This window comes from Paenibacillus sp. FSL R7-0198, from assembly GCF_038000415.1.
In the GTDB taxonomy this organism is placed as follows: Bacteria; Bacillota; Bacilli; order Paenibacillales; family Paenibacillaceae; genus Paenibacillus.
The window spans coordinates 2,403,903-2,424,179 of sequence record NZ_JBBOCB010000001.1; the positions used below are offsets into that span (position 1 = coordinate 2,403,903).

Below are 20,277 nucleotides of genomic sequence, written 5' to 3' on the forward strand. Positions count from 1 at the left end.
TTTATAGGAGAGGAGGCATAAGGATGAGTTTTTTAAAAGGGCTAGGTCAGTTAGCTGGGGAAGTTACCGGGAAAGTAATCGGCGGCAGCGTGAGGGTTGTTGGTGAGATCGCAGGAAGCCCCTTTATCAAAGAAATCGGAAACGGCGTAGAGAAAGCAACGATTAATACAGGCAAAACCGTTGGACAACTGGCTAGTGGCACATATGATCTTGCCAGTGGTGCAATTCGAAAAGATGATACCGCCATAGACGCGGGACTTGCCGATATTGGAGGTGCTGTAACCAATACCGCAAAAGGTGTAGCGATATCAGCCAAGTATGTATATAACAGCGGTAAAGATGTTGTTGTGGGCATGCAAGAGGAAGATAAGGACAGAGTCAAGCTTGGTGCCAAGAATCTTTTAGCTGCTGCTGCGGTAACAACACTGGCTGTCGGTGTGATTGATGCAGTTGATGGGGCTGAAGGTGTGGATACGTAGGAATTTGGATTAGAACACCAATAACACAATAACTGAAGAAACACAGCCTAGTAGGGCAACAAAAATATGGAGACAACTAAATGAGATTTTTTCAAGTAAAATCCGTTGTCTCTTCTGAATAAAACACGAGTAGATGAACACCGTTATCACAACGGGCAGATATAAATGAAGATCCGGACCATCCGTGCTCGGGAGCAATTTATTAATAAGCCCACCTATCGTCTCGTTGACGAGCATAACCCCGTATATAACACCAATTATCGCTGAAATAGAAAACTGAAATAGTGTCTGAACTACATCATTCTTTAAAAAGAACCAACCACGTTTACGGTACAGGTCATTGACCATCATATATCTGTTGCCTCCTCATTTTCTTATTACTATTTTTGATTAGTACTCCTGTATTTTACCACAACGTTGATCAGCTGCCTTTTTAGTTTTGCTGGGCTATCTTATCTTTTCTTCATAAACGTATAAATGCCCTGTCCACCTCATAGGCGGGCAGGGCATTTATAACGATTCAGATACATCTGTTCAGCTTACCTTAGCAAGTCTCGTAGCACGCATTGATGCGGCAGCGTATACGATAAGCGCTGTCCAGATCAGCGCGAAACCAACGAGCAGAACTGGCGAGACCGTTTCCTTGAACACAAACACACTCAGGATCAGCATGATTGTCGGCCCAATATACTGTACGAAGCCTAGTGTGGACAACGACATTCGAGCAGCCGCCCGTGCAAAGAACAGCAGCGGCAACGCCGTCACCACACCGGAAAGCAGCAGTTCGAAGAACATCGGTGCAGGCAGAGTCCATGCCGTGGCTTTTCCAACGAAAGCCAAGTAGATCCAGTAGCCGAGTGCGACGGGCAGAACTACAGCTGTCTCCGAAAACAACCCCACTGAAGCGTCTTGTTTGATCTTCTTCTTTGCCAGACCGTACAAGCCAAAAGACACGGCCAGTGAGATCGCAACCCATGGGAAACGTCCGTAGTCGATGGCAATGATAAGCACCGCGACACCAGCGATGGCAATCGCGAGCCATTGTCCACGGTTTGGCTTTTCATGAAGGAAGACAACTGCCAGTAACACGTTCAGCAACGGGTTTAAATAATAGCCCAGACTTGTCTCAACGACATGACCGTTGTTAACCGCCCAGATGAAGATAAGCCAATTAATAGCAATTAGCAGCCCACTCGCGGTAAGGGACAGCAGGGTCGAACGACTGGTCAAAATGCGCTTCATGTCACTCCAACGACGTTGGACGGCAACGAAAATCCCCATAAAGACAAATGACCAGACAACCCGGTGCGATAAAATCTCGCCTGCCGGTACATTTTCAAACAACTTCCAATACAGCGGGAGAACTCCCCACATGATATACGCAATGATCGCGTTGATTAATCCACTATTCATAACTGTATCCCCTCTTATTACTCTAATATCTCAACGGATTATACGCCTCGATCCTCGTTTAAGTAAAGGGGGTAATAGGTCATACAGGAATCCATTCCTAGTTCAAACGACTTTTCTTTGAGCAAAATTCCCCGCTTAGCGCAACCAAATTATACTTTGCGCTTTTCTTTCTTACTCTCATAAAAAGGATAAAAATCACCGCAAATACAACTACACCTATGATATATAAATCAATATCTTGCTCAAACATAAACCACATTTTGTGTTCTAAGTTTACTTGTTGTTTTGGTGGATATCCTTCCCCGAATAGTTCAGTTGCTTGATTAAGATTATTCATTTCGGTAGTCACACTGCACGGACTACTGCTTAACTCGCCATCCACTTCGCTAAAGTATATTAAGTATTTGTTGCCTTCCTTAAAATCAAACCCCCAAGTGTAGTTAGTTGCAATAATGAGTTGAGAGTCAACTTCAGTATTCCAACTCCTCTCAGCCTCTACTAAAATATATCTAATTTTCTCTTTGGTCCCCGTAAATCCCTCTTGCTTCAAGTCAACCTTTAATTGCTTTACTTCACCATAAACAGCTCCATCATATATTTCTAACTGTTCTTGGGGACTTCCCGATTCTACACATGACAAAGCGTTAACATCTTGTGCATTTGAGATAAAGAACACGCTAGATATAAAAAAAATTAACGTGATTATACGAAGCTTCAGTTTTTCCACCTTCTTCTCATAATGTTATTTCGTACACTTTATTGACCTCTTTAACAGGAAAAATGTTGCATTTCCCCTTGCCGTTAGGAGAATGAACAACGAAGCAACCAATCGGACACAGTTGGTTGCTCCATTTGTCTTTATTAAGTTACCATTCAAGAATAATCTAAAAGAAATAAAACTAAGATATTTTTCTTACAGCAAACCATAGCTCAACAAAATTCAGTCCATCTTTAACTCCAGTAATTTCAAATTCCATTCCGTCGACCTGTTCATATCCTGTAGTAGGAAGCCATTCAGAAAAGAATCGTTTATGTATGGTAGCGTCACATTAGATTCCATTTGAGTTACTTTCACTTTCCTCCAACATGAAACACACCAATTACGGTTTCACCATCCTTGTCATACAGTGGAATATCCCATCGTCTGGTGATCTGCTGTTCTGTATCGCAATAGCTTCTTCAGGTGTTTTTGGTTGCTGGCCATCCATGTCTTTTTTCAGCAGATATCCGTCTGTACCATCCGCACCAGTAGCCAAGATTAAATCAGGTTCCGTTTCTGGAGAAGTCGCATATGCGGCAGAACCATATGTCTGTCCATTCTTATTTTTCGGATAAAGAGAAGTGATGTGAATTTGATTCAGCGCATTTTTAACGTTTGGATATTGGGATAACCCTGAACCACTCGATTCATTCATCATAAAAACCACAAAGATCAATAGTATAACTCCATTAGAATACATCTTCACAACTGTTCACTCCCTTATACTTTTGAACTCGCAGAAAATCCGATTAAAAGAAGTTGACCTTCCATATAATCGTAGTCGAATTCCATATTTAGAATAATATAACATAGAATCATGGGGTCCGAAGTTGAACGATAATCATCTAATCTGTCTAACGTTATTGCAGAACTTCTCTCTTCGAAAATATAAAAAACGAACGCCGATCTGTGGAGATCAGCGTCCGTTTGTATATTACATATTATTATTTGAAAGTGTTACTTCACTTCGCCAACAACGGTAAAGCGCTCATTTTTGTGTTGTGGATTTTCGATCTCATCAACCAAAGCAATCGCATAGTCTGCATAGCTGATATAGCTGTTACCTTCACTGTTCACGAGAATAACGTCGTTGCCTGCTTGATATTTTCCAGTGCGTACGCCTTCTGGATTAAAGAATCCAGCCGGGCTCAAGAATGTCCATTGAATACCTGAGGATGCTTGCAGATCCTGCAAGTTTTGGCCTTGGTTCGTTGCAGTTGCTTTGTAAGCATCAGGGAATCCTGGGGATTCAAAGACACGCAATGTTTTGGAATCGTCTGTGAACAGGCTTCCTGCTCCACCCACCACGATCAGACGAGTGTTTGGTGCATCCTTCAGGATGTTGATCAACGCTTGTCCTACTTCCACATGCAGGTTTTCTTTACCAGCTGGAGCACCAAATGCATTTACAACCACATCGAATGCTTTAAGATCTTCAGCTGTAAGATCGAATACATCTTTCTCCAGCGTATTCAGGCTTTTATCTTCCAATTTGGATGCATTACGAACGATTGCCGTTACTTTATGACCTCTGTCTGCTGCTTCTTTCAAAATTACACTTCCTGCTTTGCCTGTTGCACCAATGATTGCAATGTTCATCATGATCTCTCCTTTAAATTATCGATATTGTTTATGTTTGAACTTTATATTGTAACTATAATTGTTACAACTAAGTTTGTCAACCATGCACAATCAGTACACGCAAAAAAGCCCCTGATATCATGCCCGTGCAAAACGGATACAATTCAGAGGCTATCTATTAAAGGGATTGCAAACTGCTTATTTCAAAACAGAATTGGGAAACCGCTGTACAACTCAGTTTCTTAACAATCCTTATCAGGCACACCCGCATCTTCCTTCGTACGGAAAGAAGATCCACAACCACAAGTGGCTACTGCGTTCGGATTATGGATGGTGAACCCACCCGTCATACCGGACTCTTCAAAATCAATTTCAAGTCCATTCAGATATTTCAGGTTTTCCTTCTCGACTACAACCTTCATGTTCTGAATATCCATATACAGGTCCTCATCGGACTCTTTATCGTCAAAGCCCATGGCGTACGAAAATCCGGTGCAACCGCCCGGTGCTACGCCAAGACGCAGGAACATACCAGGTGTCTCTTGCTGTGCAAGCATCTCTTTCAATCTGTCAGCAGCCGTTTCGCTGATGTTAATCATGCCAGGTCACTCTCCTTTTTCATATAAAATCATGTTCAAAAAGGGCGCTTTTCAGTACCAAGAAGATGGGATGAAGATAGAAACGGAGTAGCGGAGCGTATGCAAAACTACGTGAGCAACTACAATGTTTCCAAAGGAAACATACATCGTAAGCCTCCCGCTTATTTCGGCTGAATCCCATATTCGACGCTGAGATGCCGCTAGGCATCCTTCGTAATCAAAAGCGGACTTTTTGAACTACCTTTCATTAACTCTTCTTTAAATTATACTCCACCCCGTCAAGGGTCTCAAGTCATGTTTGCCTCTTTCCGCGTTCCCCCTCTACTCCTTTTTCTTCCCAGTGTATTGAACCCCCGCGATACGAGGTTTATAATGAATAGGTGGTCACACTGAAATGTCGATATTTTGTCATGACTTATTCAGACGATGGTCATAATTGGAGTTGTAATTTTTTTCACATTTCGAGACTGCAACGCAGTCCCCAATGCATATATGAGTCATCAGACTCCATTTTTTGAAAAAATTTAGCTTTCATATGCAGCACACGCTGCACCGGGTAAATAAGAGTTATTCCTTATAAGAAGGCGGCAGTTGACCGCATCTTTGCTATGTAGTTCTGTATGCAGATCCTACACACAACTCAAATCCGGTTAAGAACAGGAGGAAACAGTATGTCTACATTGGTAACACCGTTCACAGACAAAAGAATGGCTGAAATCGTTGAGAAAGTGCAGAACGGCGTAAGGCTGAACGTAGAAGACGGCGTATATCTGTATGAAACAGATGATCTGCTGACTTTGGGCCAGTTGGCCAATGAGGCCAACCTGCGGAAGAATGGTAAGAAAGTGTATTTCATTGAAAACATGAGTCTTTATTTTACAAACGTATGCGAAGCTCGCTGCGCTTTTTGTAATTTCCGCAAAGACCAGGGTGAAGATGGCTCTTACACATTATCCGGTCAGGAAATGATCGATTATGTGGAACAGCATATTCATCCGGGCGTACGTGAGTTCCATATTGTAGGCGGACATAATAACCATGTTCCTTTTCAATATTATGTCGATTCCCTGCGTGCTTTAAACGAGAAATATCCGGATGTTACACTGAAAGCCTACACGGCAGCCGAGATTGATTTCTTCACTCGCATCAGCGGACTCAGTATTAAGGAAGTTCTACAGGAGCTCCAAAAAGCAGGTCTGAAAACATTGACTGGCGGCGGCGCTGAGATTTTGTCGGATGAATATCGCAAAAAAATGCGTGTAGACAAAGCGAACGTGGATCGTTATCTCGAGGTGCACCGCACAGCTCATAACCTGGGCATGCGTACGCATACTACGATGTTGTATGGATCGATTGAATCCTATGAGGACCGCGTTAACCATATGGCGCAGATTCGTGAATTGCAAGACGAGACCAACGGATTCATGGTCTTTATCCCGCTTTCCATGCAGCCAAAAAGTAAAAACGCGAGCATTATGCGTCGTAACTCGGCCTATGAGGATCTCAAAACAATTGCGATCAGCCGTTTGATGCTGGATAACATCGATCATATCAAAGCCTACTTCATCAACATCGGTCCTCAACTGGCTCAAGTCGCCCTTGGATTCGGTGCTTCGGATGCACATGGCACGATCGTTCGCGAACGAATTAGTCATGCAGCAGGTGCACTAACGCCTGAAGGCCTCACCCGCAAAGAGCTCATTTGGCTAATTAAAGGTGCAGGACGTATTCCGGTAGAACGTGATACGTTCTACAATGAAATTGAAGTGTACGAATAGTAAATTAACACCATCTATAACTATATTGCACCAGCATCACTCCAGGACGCTACTTTCATTATAGAGAGACGTTTGAATTCGAGTGGTGCAAACTGCTGATTTATATCTTCAATTTTCAATGTCTATTTTTCAATAATTCAAATCCAAACAAAAGGAGCAGCTATGTTATTACATAGCTGCTCCACAGGTTACAGCCCCATTTCAGTGGGACTGATGCAGAAAGGAAGCCGAGTCATGAAAAATTTCGTCATTCTTGGAGGCGGCTATGGCGGCCTCACCATCATCAAGGAACTTCTGGAAGGTAAAATTCCATCCGATACACAAATTATTTTGGTGGACCGCAGCCCCTTCCAAGGATTAAAGACAGAATATTACGCACTCGCAGCAGGCACCGTATCCGATTATGACCTGCGTATCCAATTTCCCGTGAGCGATAAAGTCACTTACCGTTATGGAGAAGTTACTTCGATTGACCTGGAACAGCGTCAGATTGAATTTGAAGGCCAAGACCCGCTTGTTTACGACAAACTTGTCATTGGACTTGGTTGTACAGACCGTTTCCACAATACGCCAGGTGCCGAAGACTACAGCTGCACCATTCAAAGCTTTAGCAAAACACGCGAGACTTACCTGCGCCTTAATGAAGTCAAAGCCTATGGCAATGTGCATATCGTAGGCGGCGGATTAAGTGGTGTCGAGATGGCAGCCGAACTTCGTGAGAGCAGACCCGATCTAAACATCAGCATTCTGGATCGCGGTGAACGTGTATTATCCGCTTTCCCGCAACGTCTGTCCGTGTATGTCCATGAATGGTTCAACGAACATCAGGTAGAGACACGCGGACATATCGCCATTTCACGTGTTGAACCTAATGCCATCTATAACCGGGATGAACAGATTCTAACGGATGCTGTCGTGTGGACTGCAGGCATTCAGCCCGTAAAAGTGGTACAGGATCTGGACGTGACCAAAGACCCTCAAGGTCGTGTCGTCCTGAATGAATACTACCAAATCCCGGAATATACCGATGTGTATGTCGTTGGTGACTGTGCCAGTGTCCCTTATGCACCTAGCGGTCAAGCTGCGGAAGTACAGGGTGAGCAGATCGCCCATATTCAGCATGCCCTCTGGAAAGGCGAAAAGCCCAATCCACATCCACTAAAGCTTCGTGGCACACTCGGTGCACTCGGCAAGAAGTCTGGGTTTGGGCTGATGGGCAAAACGTCCATGATGGGACGTGTACCTCGTATATTGAAAAGTGGTGTGCTCTGGATGTCCAAGCGCCATCTCGGTTAGTCGAGATCGAGCTCGTCCCAGACATCGGCTTCGGCAATTTTGGCCAGAATGGCATTATATAGATCTTCCACTTTGTCCGTGATGACAACTTCGCCATTCACCAGTGCAAATGGAGTCATAGAACATTGGCCGCAGTTGGTTAGGCAGCCGTATTCAATCACGTCATAGTCTGGATTTTCTTCCAGTTGATCCATGACTTCATCTGTGCCAAAATGCATATTATTGGCACAAAATTCAATAATCGGTCTCATTTAAGTTCACCTGCTTTGTTTGACCATTTTAATTTGTGGCCATTTGTAATATAATATAGGAAGGAAAGGAGTTGAACAATATGAGCGAAAACGCACAAAGCACCATGTATGATGAGGTATCTGATGTGCTTGATAAACTTCGTCCGTTCCTGCAGCGCGATGGCGGTGACGTGGAACTGGTCGACGTGGAGGACGGCATCATTAAGCTGAAACTGGTCGGTGCCTGCGGCAGTTGCCCAAGCTCCACCATTACCTTAAAAGCCGGGATTGAACGTGCCCTTCTCGAAGAAGTTGAGGGTGTACAAGAAGTCGTACAAGTATTCTAATCAATCCTTCACGAAATAAACCTCAAGAGCCTTTCGCTTCGCATGAAGCGGAGGGCTCTTTTTTCTGTGTGTATATGCAGAGAGTCCATGTTCACAGTCACCTTGACCCGTCACCACGTACAATCCTTCAATTCACCTTTTAAGTATCATCGCGCTGTATGGTTGGACGAATCGGATCAAGCCCCCCAGATACATCCATAATGTTACCTGTTATAAAATCGGAATGATCAAGACACAGATACGTAATCACTCGTGCAATATCTTCACCACTGCCTGGACGCCCTCTTGGCGTTTCCTCGTCGGTGATGCCTGCCATTTCTTCAATCGTTTTCTCTTTGTTCGCACCACGAATGTCACCTGGACATACCATGTTAACCGTAATTCCATACGGGGCTTCTTCAACCGCGAGTGTCTTTGTAAAAGATACCAGCCCCACCTTGGCAGCCGCATATACGGCGCGATGAGGCCAGGATCTCGCTTCTCCAGCGTGACTGAAGCCAAAATGGATAATGCGTCCCCATTGCTTGCGTCTCATCTCTGGCAATACACGCTGATCCAGCAACATCGGTCCCAACAGATTTCCCTGCACAAGCATCTGGACCTCAGCTTCAGAATAATCCGCAAATAATCGTCGTTCACGGACAAATGGACCTGCGTTATTCACCAAAATATCAATGCTGCCCAAGTTGCCTTCCACCTGCTCAACCAATGAAGAGATATCTTCCACCTTGGATATATCAGCCTGGATGGCAATGCACCGCACACCCTTGGCTATAATCTGAGCCTTTAAAGCCTCAGCTTCTGTTCTGCTGTGTACATAGTTGAGGGCAATATGACACCCTTGATCTGCCAGACTGAGGGCCGTCATTTTACCAAGACCTTTGGCACTTCCCGTTATGAGGGCAATCTTTCCCTTCACGTTCATCCCCCTCTTCAAAGAGCAGTCACTATCCAGTATAAAAGATTTATCGTCCTCCTACAACTCGCTTATCCACAAGGGATTATCCACCTTTAATTCCAAATATATCTTGATTGAAATCAAACACCTATGGTACTGTCGAGGATATAACCCGAAAGGACCTTTACACGAATATGAAGAACAAAAGATGGATATCATTTCTTACACTTTTAATGTTGAGTTTATTCACAGTCTCTAGTGCCTTACAGGTTTCAGCCGCAAGTGAGAATGAGCAAGCACCTGATGAGTACGATTGGATTACTGGACCAGCATCTGTCTCTCTGGACGGTAAGGCCACCCTGGAAGTCCCTGAAAGCCATTCCTATCTGGATAAGGCCAACACTCAACGCTCGATACTTAACAGCGGGGGCAAGCCTAACGGGAACGAAATCGGAAGTCTAACCAGTAATAGCGAATTCGGCTCGTGGTATGTTGTGTTTGAATACGTGAAGACGGGTCATATCCATGATGACGATCAAAATCTGAGTGCCGAAGAACTGTTAAGCAGTTATATCCGAGGCACAGAAGAAGATAACAGAGAACTTGATCCTGAATATAGAACGTACATAACGGGGTGGGAAATCGAACCGGCATATGACAGTACCAAACATCAGTTGGTTTACTCCCTCGGCTTTAAGAATGCTGATCAGCAAGCCATGGTCAATTACAATGTAAAACTCCTGACACGTGAAGGGTACATCACAGCCATTCTGGTTACAGATACGACCAACTTTCAACAAAGCCGCCAGGCATTCGAGGAAACAGTCCTTAATCAACTTAGCATCAATGCTGGATATACCTACGAGGAGTACAATGCTTCGACTGACAAAACATCCACCATAGGGCTCAACAGTCTTTTGATGGGCGGGATCGGGTACACTGCTTCCCAGAAATTCAGTGCTCTTCTTTTGCTTAAAAAAGGATGGGCTTTGATCCTCGTTGTCGTCCTTGGGCTGATCGGTTGGATCAGATACAGAATCAAAAGCTCACACGGAGAAGAAGAAACACTCTCTCCCTCCGAGAGGACGTACCTGCAAGAAGCGGATGAACAGCAGTATGCTGATCAGAATGAATTATCCTACTACCGCCAATCTGGACATCCATCTGACGTGGATAAACCGGAAAAACTTTGACCTATGTTGATCCCCGCGTCAGCACAGATTAGGAAACATAAAATAAGCCGTATATCTCTTCTCAAGAGATATACGGCTTATTTCTTTATTTCTTTATTTCTTACAAACTTCACATCATATCATACATATCGTGAATTATTCAGTTGCAGGTTCAACTGCACCTTTATAACGCTCTTTGATGAATGTTTTCACTTCTTCGGAGTGCAAGGCAGCAGCCAGTTTCTGAATGGCATCTGAATCCTTATTGTCCTCACGGGAAACGAGGATGTTTGCGTATGGGTTACCTTGCAGATCTTCGATCAGCAAAGCATCATTTGCCGGATTCAGGTTTGCTTCAAGCGCATAGTTGGCGTTGATGAATACCAGATCTGCTTCATCCAATTGACGAGGCATCATAGCTGCATCCAGCTCGATGATATCCAGGTTCTTCGGATTGGCTGTGATGTCTTGAATCGTAGATGTAATATTTGTGTTGTCTTTCAGCGTAATAATACCTTCCTTCGCGAGCAGCAACAGTGCACGTCCACCATTGGATGGGTCATTCGGAATCGCTACTTTTGCGCCGTCTGCCAATTCATCCAAAGACTTAATCTTCTTGGAGTAGCCGCCAAAAGGTTCAACATGAACAGGTGTTACAGAAACGAGGTTGAATCCACGTTCTTTATTCTCTGTGTCCAAATAAGGCTGATGCTGGAAAAAGTTTGCATCCAATTTTTTGTCAGCAAGTTGCTGGTTAGGTTGTACATAGTCATTAAACGTAACGACTTGCAAACGAATTCCTTGTGCTTCCAGTTCAGGCTTGATGCTTTCCAGAATCTCTGCGTGTGGTGTAGGTGAAGCTCCAACTTTCAATTCAACTGTACGTGGTGCGCCTGCTGAATTGTCTGCGCCGCTATCGGCGTCCTTGTTGTTTCCGCAAGCTGCGAGAACCGCAATCAACATAAGACTAAGTAGAGCAAATGACCATTTTTTCATGTGTAAAACCCCTTCTCTAATCATTTTTTTCATGTGGCATCCGCGTGATTGCATGACCATCATGTTATCTATGTGTTATTTCCTGGTGAAAAATGTAACCAAGCGATCTCCAGCCATCTGGAGAATTTGCACTAGAATAATCATCGACACTACGGATATAATCATGATTTCATTTTGATAACGATAATACCCATAGTTGATTGCCAGCGTTCCTAGTCCTCCACCACCAACCATGCCCGCCATTGCCGTATAAGAGACAAGCGTAACGATGGTAATGGTTATCCCAGCAACCAAACCAGGTAACGCCTCAGGCAGTAATACCCGTCTTACAATCTGTCCGGTCGATGCACCCATCGACTGTGCCGCTTCAATGACACCCCGATCAACTTCTCGCAACGTCGTCTCCACCAATCGAGCAAAGTAAGGAGCTGCTGAAATAACTAAAGGTGGTATAACACCTAACACACCTGTAGCAGTACCGACGAGTGAACGAGTGAATGGAATAAGAGCAACAATCAATATGATAAATGGGACTGAGCGCAAAATATTAACAATCAAGGACAATATAATGTACACCGTCCGTGATTTGATCGAAGCAGATCGGGCTGTCATGAACAGCAGAACTCCGAGCGGTAAACCAAAGATTACGGTGAACAAGCCTGATACACCCAAAATTTGCAGTGTCTCAATGGAGGCTTTGCCAACCTCTTCCCAACGAACTGTTGAAAAATCCATCTAACGAAGCACCTCCACATCAAGTCCCTCTGCGGTTAATTCTGATATCGTCCGATCAATCGCAATGGAATCACCCTCGAACCGAACGGTCAGCTGTCCATAAGGAACCTGTTTGATCGTAGAGATTGTTCCTTGCAGGATGGCAAAATCCACACCTGTCTTACGTACCGTCCTGGACAAAATCGCTTCATACGTTTTGTTACCCAGAAAAGATATCTTCACAAGTTTGGAAGCAGCACCTGCCTGCAATTCAACGCCTGCATTTGCCAGAGCGGTCTCTTCCAGAGCAAGTCCAGCTTCATGGTCACGCATCATGAAGTCTCGCGTAATCGCATGTTGGGGCTTCAGGAACACTTCTGTTACAGGTCCCTGTTCCACAATGCCGCCTTGATGAATGACAGCCACCTTGTCACAGATGTTCTGAATGACATGCATCTCATGTGTAATCAGCACAATCGTAAGGTTGTATTTTTCATTAATATCGAGCAATAACTTCAGGATTGAATTTGTCGTTTGCGGATCAAGTGCCGAAGTAGCCTCATCACAGAGAAGTACATTTGGATCACTTGCAAGTGCTCTCGCAATCCCTACACGTTGTTTCTGTCCACCTGATAATTGAGCCGGATATTTGCTGCTATGGTGCTCCAGACCAACCAGTGCGAGCATTTCCTTCACTTTGCGATCAATGGCTTCCTTGGGGGTATTCACAAGCTTTAGTGGAAAAGCTACATTGTCATATACCGTTGCCGAAGATAACAGATTAAAGTGTTGAAAAATCATCCCGATCTTGCGTCTCTGTTGCTGCAATTCGGTTTTGCTCAGTTCAGTCAGGTTGATTCCGTCGACCCATACCTCACCCTCCGTAGGCCGTTCCAGCAAATTAATGCAGCGAATCAATGTGCTTTTACCAGCTCCGGAATGGCCAATCACACCATAGATTTCACCCTTTTGGATGCTCAAGTTCAGCTCGGATAACGCTGTTGTAGATTTTTTCCCTTTGCCGTACGTTTTCGTTAAACCTTTTAATTCAATCAATCGCACTTGCCCCTTTCCAACCACCTACATGTATCTTTACCCGATCTAAAGGAAAACTCCCCTTAAAGTACAAAAAAAGAGCCCTTTGCAGATACAAAGAGGGCTCTTCACGTGAAAGAATATACCTTCTCATCTGCCAAAATCGTGTCTTGCACCATTTTGTAGGAATTAGCACCTAACATCTATAACGAATGACACATGTATCATGTCGTTACAAATCGGTTGCCGGGCTTCATCGGGCCTGTCCCTCCGCCGCTCTCGATAAGAAATATGTTGTTGTAGGATTTTATAAGTTCATGTAGTTTATGCTTTATAATGTGAACGTAACTTCCGAAATATCAGTTATATCCATGTAACATTCGATTGAAACTCAGTATATTCCAAGTATTCCGATTTGTCAAAGGGAATTATTTCTTTTCCATATTTTGTTGATATAACTATAAGAGGCTGTTAACGTTTCACAGACCATATCGACGCCCTGACGCATTTCCTGCACATGCTGATTCAGATCCTCCAATTTCACTTTACCTTGCATGGTCTGGTGTAACTGCCACAGGTCATCGTGCATTTCTGAGTTCATGTAGTGAATTTCCATATTACGTCGTTTGCGCAGCTTGCTCATCGGCTCACGATAAGAGTCCTTGATCTGTATTAATTGCAACGCAAGATCATGATGTTCCCTCGCATAGTCGAACTGCCTTAACACAGTAAAATAAGAAAAATGTGCTTTGGTATTTGAAGTATTCAACTGGAATATTTCATTTAATACCGTGCCCACTTTATCCAGGATGGCAAAGCAACGGATAAAGCCATCTTTGTAGAAATACACATACCGTGCATACTCGGCTTTTTCAGTCGGCGTCATATCATCCGTTGAACCTGCAACGACCTTTTTACGAAAATGAGCAGCAGCGAAACTGCTTTGCTCCAGTTCATCCAGTGAGGAGATGAGTCCCTGAGTCCACACATACAGTTTCCGATAGTCATGCGTGGGATCACGGTCCACATGCATTTGGCGCTGAAATAGCTCAAGCGTATGCGCCATTGCGTCCATCGCTGCCTTTAATTTACCTTCATTGATACGCGGTTTTTCCCCCAGCAACGTTCGCAGCATATCTAACCTCCTCTTTTCCAAATCAACAAGATTTCATCACCGTAAACGTAACACATCATCCATTCCGTGTAATTGCTGCTTGCCATAGGTTGCCCTGATCCCCCTGACATCAAACAAAGTCCACCTGTCCAATGATGTACATCACTGGATGGTGGACTTTCATATTTAGCCCAATTACCTTTGAATAAAGAATGGATATATCTCTTAGAACCGATTAACCGGTCGATACAGCTTGTACACCAGGAAACTCATATAGGTTAAAACCCCGAACAATATGGCGATATCCAGCATATGAGCAAGAGCTACGAACATGTATACTTCCGGACGGTTCATTGTCACCATCATGAAAATACCAATGACTACTTGCATCAGAATAAGAACAACGGATACCACACCCAGAGTACGCATTTCCTTGTTGTCCGGATGATTACGGTAAGCGAAGTGACCCAGGATCGCAATAACAATCACGAGCGACGCAGCAGCTGCACGGTGAGCAAAAGCAACCGCTACCCCACCCGAAAGCTCAGGAATAATCTGCCCGTTACAGAGCGGGAATCCGGAACATCCGCCGGCAGAATCCGTGTGACTCACAAATGCACCCGTGTATACCACGAGATATGTGTAAATGGTGGAAAACCAGACCAGATTCCTGAATTTTCTGCTAACCCGAGGGTATTTATTCAGGCGCTCCAATCCGCCATCTTTTGCTTCTTGCCTGATGCCCAGCGCCATCATTAGGGAACTGGCAAAAGCAATCAGTGCAAAACCAAAATGCAGTGCCATAACTGCTGAAGATTGGGAGAAGACAACGGCAAAAGCCCCCATGATTCCCTGGACGATAACAAATACCAAGGTTAAGAAAGAAAACAATTGCAGATCACGGCGTGACTTGCCGAACCGCAGAAAAGCAACAAACGAGGCAATGGACAACAGTCCAGCCAGTGCGCTCACAGCGCGATGGGAATATTCAATAAGTGAAGCCACAGTATGTGCCGGAACGAGTTTTCCGTTACATAAAGGCCATTCCGTTCCGCAGCCAAGGCCTGATTCCGTTTTGGTTACGATGCCTCCACCAAAAGTGGCCAGAAACATGACAAGACAGGTTAATACGGTTAACCATTTAAACAAAGTTAAGTGTTTCAATTTTTTCTCACCCGCTGTTGGTTTAAGATGGCGAAGAATATTCTCCGCTTGTTTCGGTACTTTGACACTTATTTCACAACTAAATTCATTATACCGGATAAAATGTTCATTGACGTCGCGCTTTGTGACAAAATGTTAACGTCTGGTGAAATAATGACCCGCAGGTCATTGGGGTTATGTACAGAAACGTTTCTTACATAGAACGTGTCCAACACACAAACGCCATTTCCCTATTTCAAGAGAAATGGCGTTCTTTTAAGTATACCCTTTTACAACATGAACCTGTCATACTTTTATTATCATTTATGGATCGTGTTGTACACCTCAACTGCGCGATCCAGGAACTGCTCAATCTCTTCTCTCGACTTGCGCAGCTTGTTCACATACCGTACGAGTTCGCGGCCATCTGTATACGCCACAAAACTCGGAATACCAAGAATATTCTGCTCTTCACTAACCGTTCCAACCTGATCCACGTCGACCTCAATCAAAGTCAGTTCACGTGCATATTTCTCTTCAACTTCAGGCATAAACGGATCGATGTATTTGCAGTCTCCACACCAGTCTGCCTTGAATACGGCAATCGTCAAACGTGGGGATTGGATGGCTACATCAAAAGCCGGTTTGGAAGTAATCTGTTCCATTCGGTTCATCTCCCTTTCTGTACCTTGTCTTACCCTAAGTGAAGCAAATTGGCGAGTGGAAGTCAAATAATCAGCGCATACTTAGAATAAACCACATGCTCTGTGAATTTAAACCCAGAACATCATGAAAGGATGTCACATCATGACTTCCACCAGAACCGATTCTTCCAGCGAACAACATCACGGGTCCCTCCTGCAGATGGTCCGTTCCATTCCGGGTGCTGCCCGGGAAATCTGGCGTGGCAAACAGGCGGCATGGCAAGCTTCTGCACAGCTTCGTCACCCATTGCGTGACATCGAGTGGGATACAGATACGGCAGCTGCCTTACAGTCTGAGGTGGAGCGTTTGTTACCTGCCAGCGGCAAGTCTTTTGCACGCACGGACCAGGTTCAAAGCGCACTCGTCTGTGAAGAAGATTGCATCATTCTGGAAGAGATTAAGACACTGACTCAGGAGCACAATCGGAGTAATATCACCCGCACGGCAGCCTACTTGGAATGTTATGAACAATATCCCGAACTGCATTGGGCACTGCTGGCCCATATGGTCTCTCGCAACGGCGGATATCACATGACAGATCTTCAGAGTGACTTAATGCATAATCTACAGAATCAAAGCGATCGCGAGCATATGTACCGACTGCTGGAGCGATGCAATGCACTCATTTTCCAGGATGCCTATCCACAGCTTCTGCTGTATATGAACAGTCGCCGGATCGGACGAAGCTGTTTCCATCTCTTGTCGCACTTTCACGTATCGGCGTTTATGACGCCGTTTTGGGAACGCTTTTGGCTGGAACGGTGCAGTTCACTGCTTAGTGTGGCATTAATTATTAATGAGCAGAACTATATCGAGAGCCGGGTGGTGCAGCATCCTTATTTTCAAAAAGAAGTCCTCTCCAAACCCGCATTCCATCTGCATAATTTGGCGGGTCTGAATCATATCGTCTTCCCTCTTGGACGGGGAGCAGGACTCGCAGGACGCGTCATTGAACATTTTGGCAAGCTGGATGAGCGAATCATGTTTGGCAAAGGGCTATATGCCCTGTTGTTTGGCGTGGAGCAAGTACACACACAAGTGTTGGAGTTTGCACGTTCGGTTCCCCATCGTGGCTCGCGTGCCGAATATTGGCCTGGGCTGTTTACCGATCGTGAAGACGAGGCGGGTGATCACACATTATACGCTCAGGCGCTGCTTGATGAGGAATGGCTTCCAGAAGGGCAACGATTATATAGTCCAGAACTGCTCTCCGTATGGGGGGACACGCCTTATGAACCGATCACCAGACATGACTGGCTTCAGACTCGGGATTGTCTCGGTTATCTGACGGCACCACGTCGGCCATGGCTGTTTGAGATGAGTCACGAACACCGGTATGGCATGCTGAAAACAGCACTGGCTCATGATGCTAAAGCCATCACACACTAATGCTAAAAATCATATAGAGCAGACAAAGACGGATGATATGATACCCCGATGTATCGCTAATCCTCGCTTGCTGGGCTAATGTCGAGTTCAGTCGCTCAGCTCGCCTTAGCTAAATCAGGACCACCCGTCCAACGGGTGATTTGCTCTTGGGGTATAACCCCCTGTTGCCAAACTGCGCCTAAAGACGCTAGCCTGACAGCAGGGCTGTTCAGGCTCAGTGTTGTTTGTCACTTTCACTCACCAGTTAAACTGGTTTTACTTCTTTTTGCTCCGATTACTGCTGAATGGATCTTCGTATTCTTTTACACTCAGCTTATCTAACGCTTGATCATGTGCTTCTTGTTCTCGAATATATTTTCTTACCGTTGCTTCATTTAGACCCACTGTACTCACATAGTACCCTTCTGCCCAAAACTTTCGATTGCCGTATTTATACTTGAGCTGGGCATGCTTCTCGAATATCATTAGCGAACTTTTCCCCTTTAGATATCCCATGAACGTTGAGACAGCTATTTTCGGTGGAATCGCTACCAACATATGAACATGATCGGGCATCATATGACCTTCTATAATTTCTACTCCCTTGTACTTACATAGACGTCTAAAAATTTCGATTAAGTCTTTTCTCACTTGATTATAGATTTCTTTCCGTCTATACTTCGGGGTGAATACAATGTGGTATTTGCACATCCACTTTGTGTGAGCTAGGCTATAGCTCTTGTTTGCCATCTAAGACCATTCCTTTCTTTGAGCCTGAACATCTCAATTTTATCGGAATGGTCTTAGTGGTCAAACCCTCGATTCCTCCACCCGCATAGCGGGTGGTTTTTTGTTTCGCACGTTACACGCACTCAACTGGCTAAAGCCATAACAAAAAGCCCTGTCCGCTTAACAGCAGACAGAGCTTGTATCCTATTTTCACAAAATATTAATGATTGAATGATGCTCCTTGCATTTTTAACCTCTTTGCCCAGCTCCACGTTGAAGACGCATAAGTGGACGAAGAATTTTTTGCAGAATACGGGGGTAACTGCCCAGCTCGTCCTTGCGCAGTACACGCAGCACAACCATGAGAACCAGATACACCACCACAACAAGCACACCAACCACAAGGCAGGTAAACAAGAAAGATACACGCGCTGGCAGGAACAGTCCAAAGATCGTATTCCCAATCCAGTTCGTTGCAAATCCTACACCTGCTGCAAGCAAGACCGTAATGATAAACCCTTTCCAACGATCTCCCATGATGGAGAAATCAACGATTTTGCGAAGGACCCGCAGATTCAGGTATGTGATAACCAGGAAACAAAGGGCCGTTGCTATAATGATGCCGTAAATGCCAAAGATCGGCGCCAAAATCAGACTTGCGATCAGTTTGATCACAACACCTGCTGCCACACTGACCATCGTAATCCGCGGTTTACCTACCCCAAGCAAAATGGAGTTGGTGGTCATCATCGTAATCTGGAAAATGGTACCGAATGTCAGCAAGGCAATGATCGGCGTTCCATCCAGATTGGTAAACAGCAATCCGTTAACCGAATATGCTGCCGCACAAAGTGCAATGACAATCGGCATACCTGTCAGAATCGAAATGCGCAACGCAAGTGTAACCTGACTCTTCAGATGCGCTTCATCCTTGCGGGCAAATGCTGCCGATATGACAGGCACCAACGATTGACTCAAAGCGATAGCCAGAATCGGAGGAATACCCGCAATACTTTGGGCTTTCGCACCCAGGATCGCAAGTACACCTGTCGCTTCTTCGAGTCCGATCTGGCCACTAAGCAGTGGTACCACAAGGGATGAATCGATGAAGTTAATGGCTGGAACCGCAAGTGAAGACAGCACAATAGGAATAGACAGCTTGAAGATATCACTGTAGATACCTCGCATCGGTAACTGCTCTGCACGCTCGTAATTCAATTGGGCCGCACGGTCGCTACGACGCAACTTCAAGGTGAAGTACAGCATGACACCAAAGGCACCCACACTTCCTAATACTCCACCAAATGAAGCACCTGCAGCAATCGTCTGGTCATCATAATTCCATTGCAGCATGACATAAGCCACGATAATGGCTGTACCTACACGAGCGAACTGTTCCACGATTTGTGAAATACCGCCTGCTGTCATGTTGCCGCGTCCCTGGAAATATCCACGCATCATCGCAATGGCTGGGAACAGCAGCAAGGCTGGAGCCAAGGCGCGAATGGCGCTGACCGATGCCGGTACTTTAGAGACATACGTGGCATAATAAGGTGCTGCGAACCACAACAAAGCAGACATGACTACCCCGGCGACAGCCGCAAAGATCAGGGCTGCACGGTAGATCTGTTGAGCTTCACTCGCGCGTCCGAGCGCATAACGTTCCGATACCATTTTACTAAGTGTGCTCGGTATGCCCGCCGTTGCTACAGTTAACAGCATTAAATATACCGTATTGGAGATCGTAAACGATGCGTTACCAACATCTCCGAGAATATGCTCCAGCGGCACCCGTTGAACCAATCCGAGTACTCTTGCGATCAGTGCAGCGGCCGCCAGAATGAGCGTACCCCTAATGAATGTTTCTTTCTTAGACAAACGAATTCCCCTTCTTTCCTCCACACCGGACGTGCATCCCGT

21 protein-coding genes and 1 riboswitch are annotated in these 20,277 nt (G+C 45.0%); of the genes, 6 read left to right on the plus strand and 15 right to left on the minus strand.

The genetic code is table 11. The features are described 5' to 3' along the window. Positions 1–23 precede the first annotated feature (23 nt). Positions 24–479 (plus strand): hypothetical protein, encoded by a 456-nt coding sequence (locus MKY87_RS10290; RefSeq protein ID WP_339789075.1) that lies wholly within the window; start codon positions 24–26, stop codon positions 477–479. A gap of 534 nt (positions 480–1,013) precedes the next feature. Here MKY87_RS10290 and rarD read toward each other — a convergent pair. The 5 genes from rarD to MKY87_RS10315 all read right to left on the minus strand — a co-directional run bounded on the left by rarD (position 1,014) and on the right by MKY87_RS10315 (position 4,832). Then, on the minus strand, positions 1,014–1,892 hold the full coding sequence (gene rarD / locus MKY87_RS10295; RefSeq protein ID WP_249912823.1) for an EamA family transporter RarD: 879 nt from the start codon (positions 1,890–1,892) through the stop codon (positions 1,014–1,016). A 97-nt stretch (positions 1,893–1,989) separates the two neighbouring features. Further along, positions 1,990–2,619: a hypothetical protein gene (locus tag MKY87_RS10300; protein ID WP_340964310.1), complete on the minus strand. Its 630-nt coding sequence runs from the start codon at positions 2,617–2,619 to the stop codon at positions 1,990–1,992. A gap of 373 nt (positions 2,620–2,992) precedes the next feature. After that, positions 2,993–3,358, minus strand: coding sequence for a hypothetical protein (locus tag MKY87_RS10305; protein ID WP_340964312.1), 366 nt, complete (start codon positions 3,356–3,358; stop codon positions 2,993–2,995). A gap of 251 nt (positions 3,359–3,609) precedes the next feature. Continuing rightward, positions 3,610–4,251 (minus strand): NAD(P)-dependent oxidoreductase, encoded by a 642-nt coding sequence (locus tag MKY87_RS10310; RefSeq protein ID WP_339790476.1) that lies wholly within the window; start codon positions 4,249–4,251, stop codon positions 3,610–3,612. A gap of 224 nt (positions 4,252–4,475) precedes the next feature. Then, entirely contained in the window at positions 4,476–4,832 is a 357-nt protein-coding gene (locus tag MKY87_RS10315; protein ID WP_062837974.1) for a HesB/IscA family protein, read from the minus strand. A gap of 671 nt (positions 4,833–5,503) precedes the next feature. On the opposite strand from MKY87_RS10315, the gene mqnE reads away from it, so the two are divergent. Further along, positions 5,504–6,610 carry an aminofutalosine synthase MqnE gene (gene mqnE / locus MKY87_RS10320; RefSeq protein ID WP_340964315.1) on the plus strand — a complete coding sequence of 369 codons (1,107 nt, stop codon included), beginning with the start codon at positions 5,504–5,506 and terminating at the stop codon, positions 6,608–6,610. A 234-nt stretch (positions 6,611–6,844) separates the two neighbouring features. Then, complete coding sequence (locus MKY87_RS10325; RefSeq protein WP_036673332.1) at positions 6,845–7,906, plus strand: NAD(P)/FAD-dependent oxidoreductase; 1,062 nt, start codon at positions 6,845–6,847, stop codon at positions 7,904–7,906. Here the strand turns inward: MKY87_RS10325 and MKY87_RS10330 are convergent. Then, complete coding sequence (locus MKY87_RS10330; protein ID WP_036605750.1) at positions 7,903–8,157, minus strand: YuzB family protein; 255 nt, start codon at positions 8,155–8,157, stop codon at positions 7,903–7,905. The genes MKY87_RS10325 and MKY87_RS10330 overlap by 4 nt on opposite strands. An 80-nt stretch (positions 8,158–8,237) precedes the next feature. Between MKY87_RS10330 and MKY87_RS10335 the strand changes: the two genes are divergently transcribed. Next, positions 8,238–8,483, plus strand: coding sequence for a NifU family protein (locus MKY87_RS10335; RefSeq protein WP_053783253.1), 246 nt, complete (start codon positions 8,238–8,240; stop codon positions 8,481–8,483). 139 nt (positions 8,484–8,622) lie between these two features. Here MKY87_RS10335 and MKY87_RS10340 read toward each other — a convergent pair whose 3' ends face one another. Further along, positions 8,623–9,402: an SDR family oxidoreductase gene (locus MKY87_RS10340; protein ID WP_340964318.1), complete on the minus strand. Its 780-nt coding sequence runs from the start codon at positions 9,400–9,402 to the stop codon at positions 8,623–8,625. A 212-nt stretch (positions 9,403–9,614) separates the two neighbouring features. Between MKY87_RS10340 and MKY87_RS10345 the strand changes: the two genes are divergently transcribed. Further along, entirely contained in the window at positions 9,615–10,574 is a 960-nt protein-coding gene (locus tag MKY87_RS10345; protein ID WP_340964321.1) for a DUF2167 domain-containing protein, read from the plus strand. A 135-nt stretch (positions 10,575–10,709) separates the two neighbouring features. Here MKY87_RS10345 and MKY87_RS10350 read toward each other — a convergent pair whose 3' ends face one another. The 6 genes from MKY87_RS10350 to MKY87_RS10375 all read right to left on the minus strand — a co-directional run bounded on the left by MKY87_RS10350 (position 10,710) and on the right by MKY87_RS10375 (position 16,220). Then, positions 10,710–11,549, minus strand: coding sequence for a MetQ/NlpA family ABC transporter substrate-binding protein (locus tag MKY87_RS10350; protein ID WP_133387447.1), 840 nt, complete (start codon positions 11,547–11,549; stop codon positions 10,710–10,712). A gap of 75 nt (positions 11,550–11,624) precedes the next feature. Beyond that, on the minus strand, positions 11,625–12,284 hold the full coding sequence (locus tag MKY87_RS10355; protein WP_047841298.1) for a methionine ABC transporter permease: 660 nt from the start codon (positions 12,282–12,284) through the stop codon (positions 11,625–11,627). Continuing rightward, positions 12,285–13,319, minus strand: a complete 1,035-nt coding sequence (locus MKY87_RS10360; protein ID WP_340964324.1) for a methionine ABC transporter ATP-binding protein — start codon at positions 13,317–13,319, stop codon at positions 12,285–12,287. A 126-nt stretch (positions 13,320–13,445) separates the two neighbouring features. Further along, a riboswitch (SAM riboswitch) is annotated at positions 13,446–13,587 on the minus strand. 129 nt (positions 13,588–13,716) lie between these two features. Further along, a complete protein-coding gene (locus tag MKY87_RS10365; RefSeq protein ID WP_340964327.1) occupies positions 13,717–14,433 on the minus strand; it encodes a Cthe_2314 family HEPN domain-containing protein in 717 nt (238 codons plus the stop codon). Between the two features lie 204 nt (positions 14,434–14,637). Beyond that, positions 14,638–15,576 (minus strand): COX15/CtaA family protein, encoded by a 939-nt coding sequence (locus tag MKY87_RS10370; RefSeq protein WP_338588489.1) that lies wholly within the window; start codon positions 15,574–15,576, stop codon positions 14,638–14,640. Between the two features lie 299 nt (positions 15,577–15,875). Continuing rightward, entirely contained in the window at positions 15,876–16,220 is a 345-nt protein-coding gene (locus MKY87_RS10375; protein WP_017692403.1) for a thioredoxin family protein, read from the minus strand. 142 nt (positions 16,221–16,362) lie between these two features. Between MKY87_RS10375 and MKY87_RS10380 the strand changes: the two genes are divergently transcribed. Next, positions 16,363–17,649 (plus strand): DUF2515 family protein, encoded by a 1,287-nt coding sequence (locus MKY87_RS10380; RefSeq protein WP_340964330.1) that lies wholly within the window; start codon positions 16,363–16,365, stop codon positions 17,647–17,649. Positions 17,650–17,904: 255 nt separating this feature from the next. Here the strand turns inward: MKY87_RS10380 and tnpA are convergent, their stop codons facing one another. Together tnpA and MKY87_RS10390 are read right to left on the minus strand one after the other, a co-directional pair. Further along, complete coding sequence (gene tnpA, locus MKY87_RS10385) at positions 17,905–18,378, minus strand: IS200/IS605 family transposase (protein ID WP_307536646.1); 474 nt, start codon at positions 18,376–18,378, stop codon at positions 17,905–17,907. Positions 18,379–18,606: 228 nt separating this feature from the next. Continuing rightward, a complete protein-coding gene (locus MKY87_RS10390; protein WP_339789040.1) occupies positions 18,607–20,235 on the minus strand; it encodes a putative polysaccharide biosynthesis protein in 1,629 nt (542 codons plus the stop codon). Between the last annotated feature and the right edge of the window lie 42 nt (positions 20,236–20,277).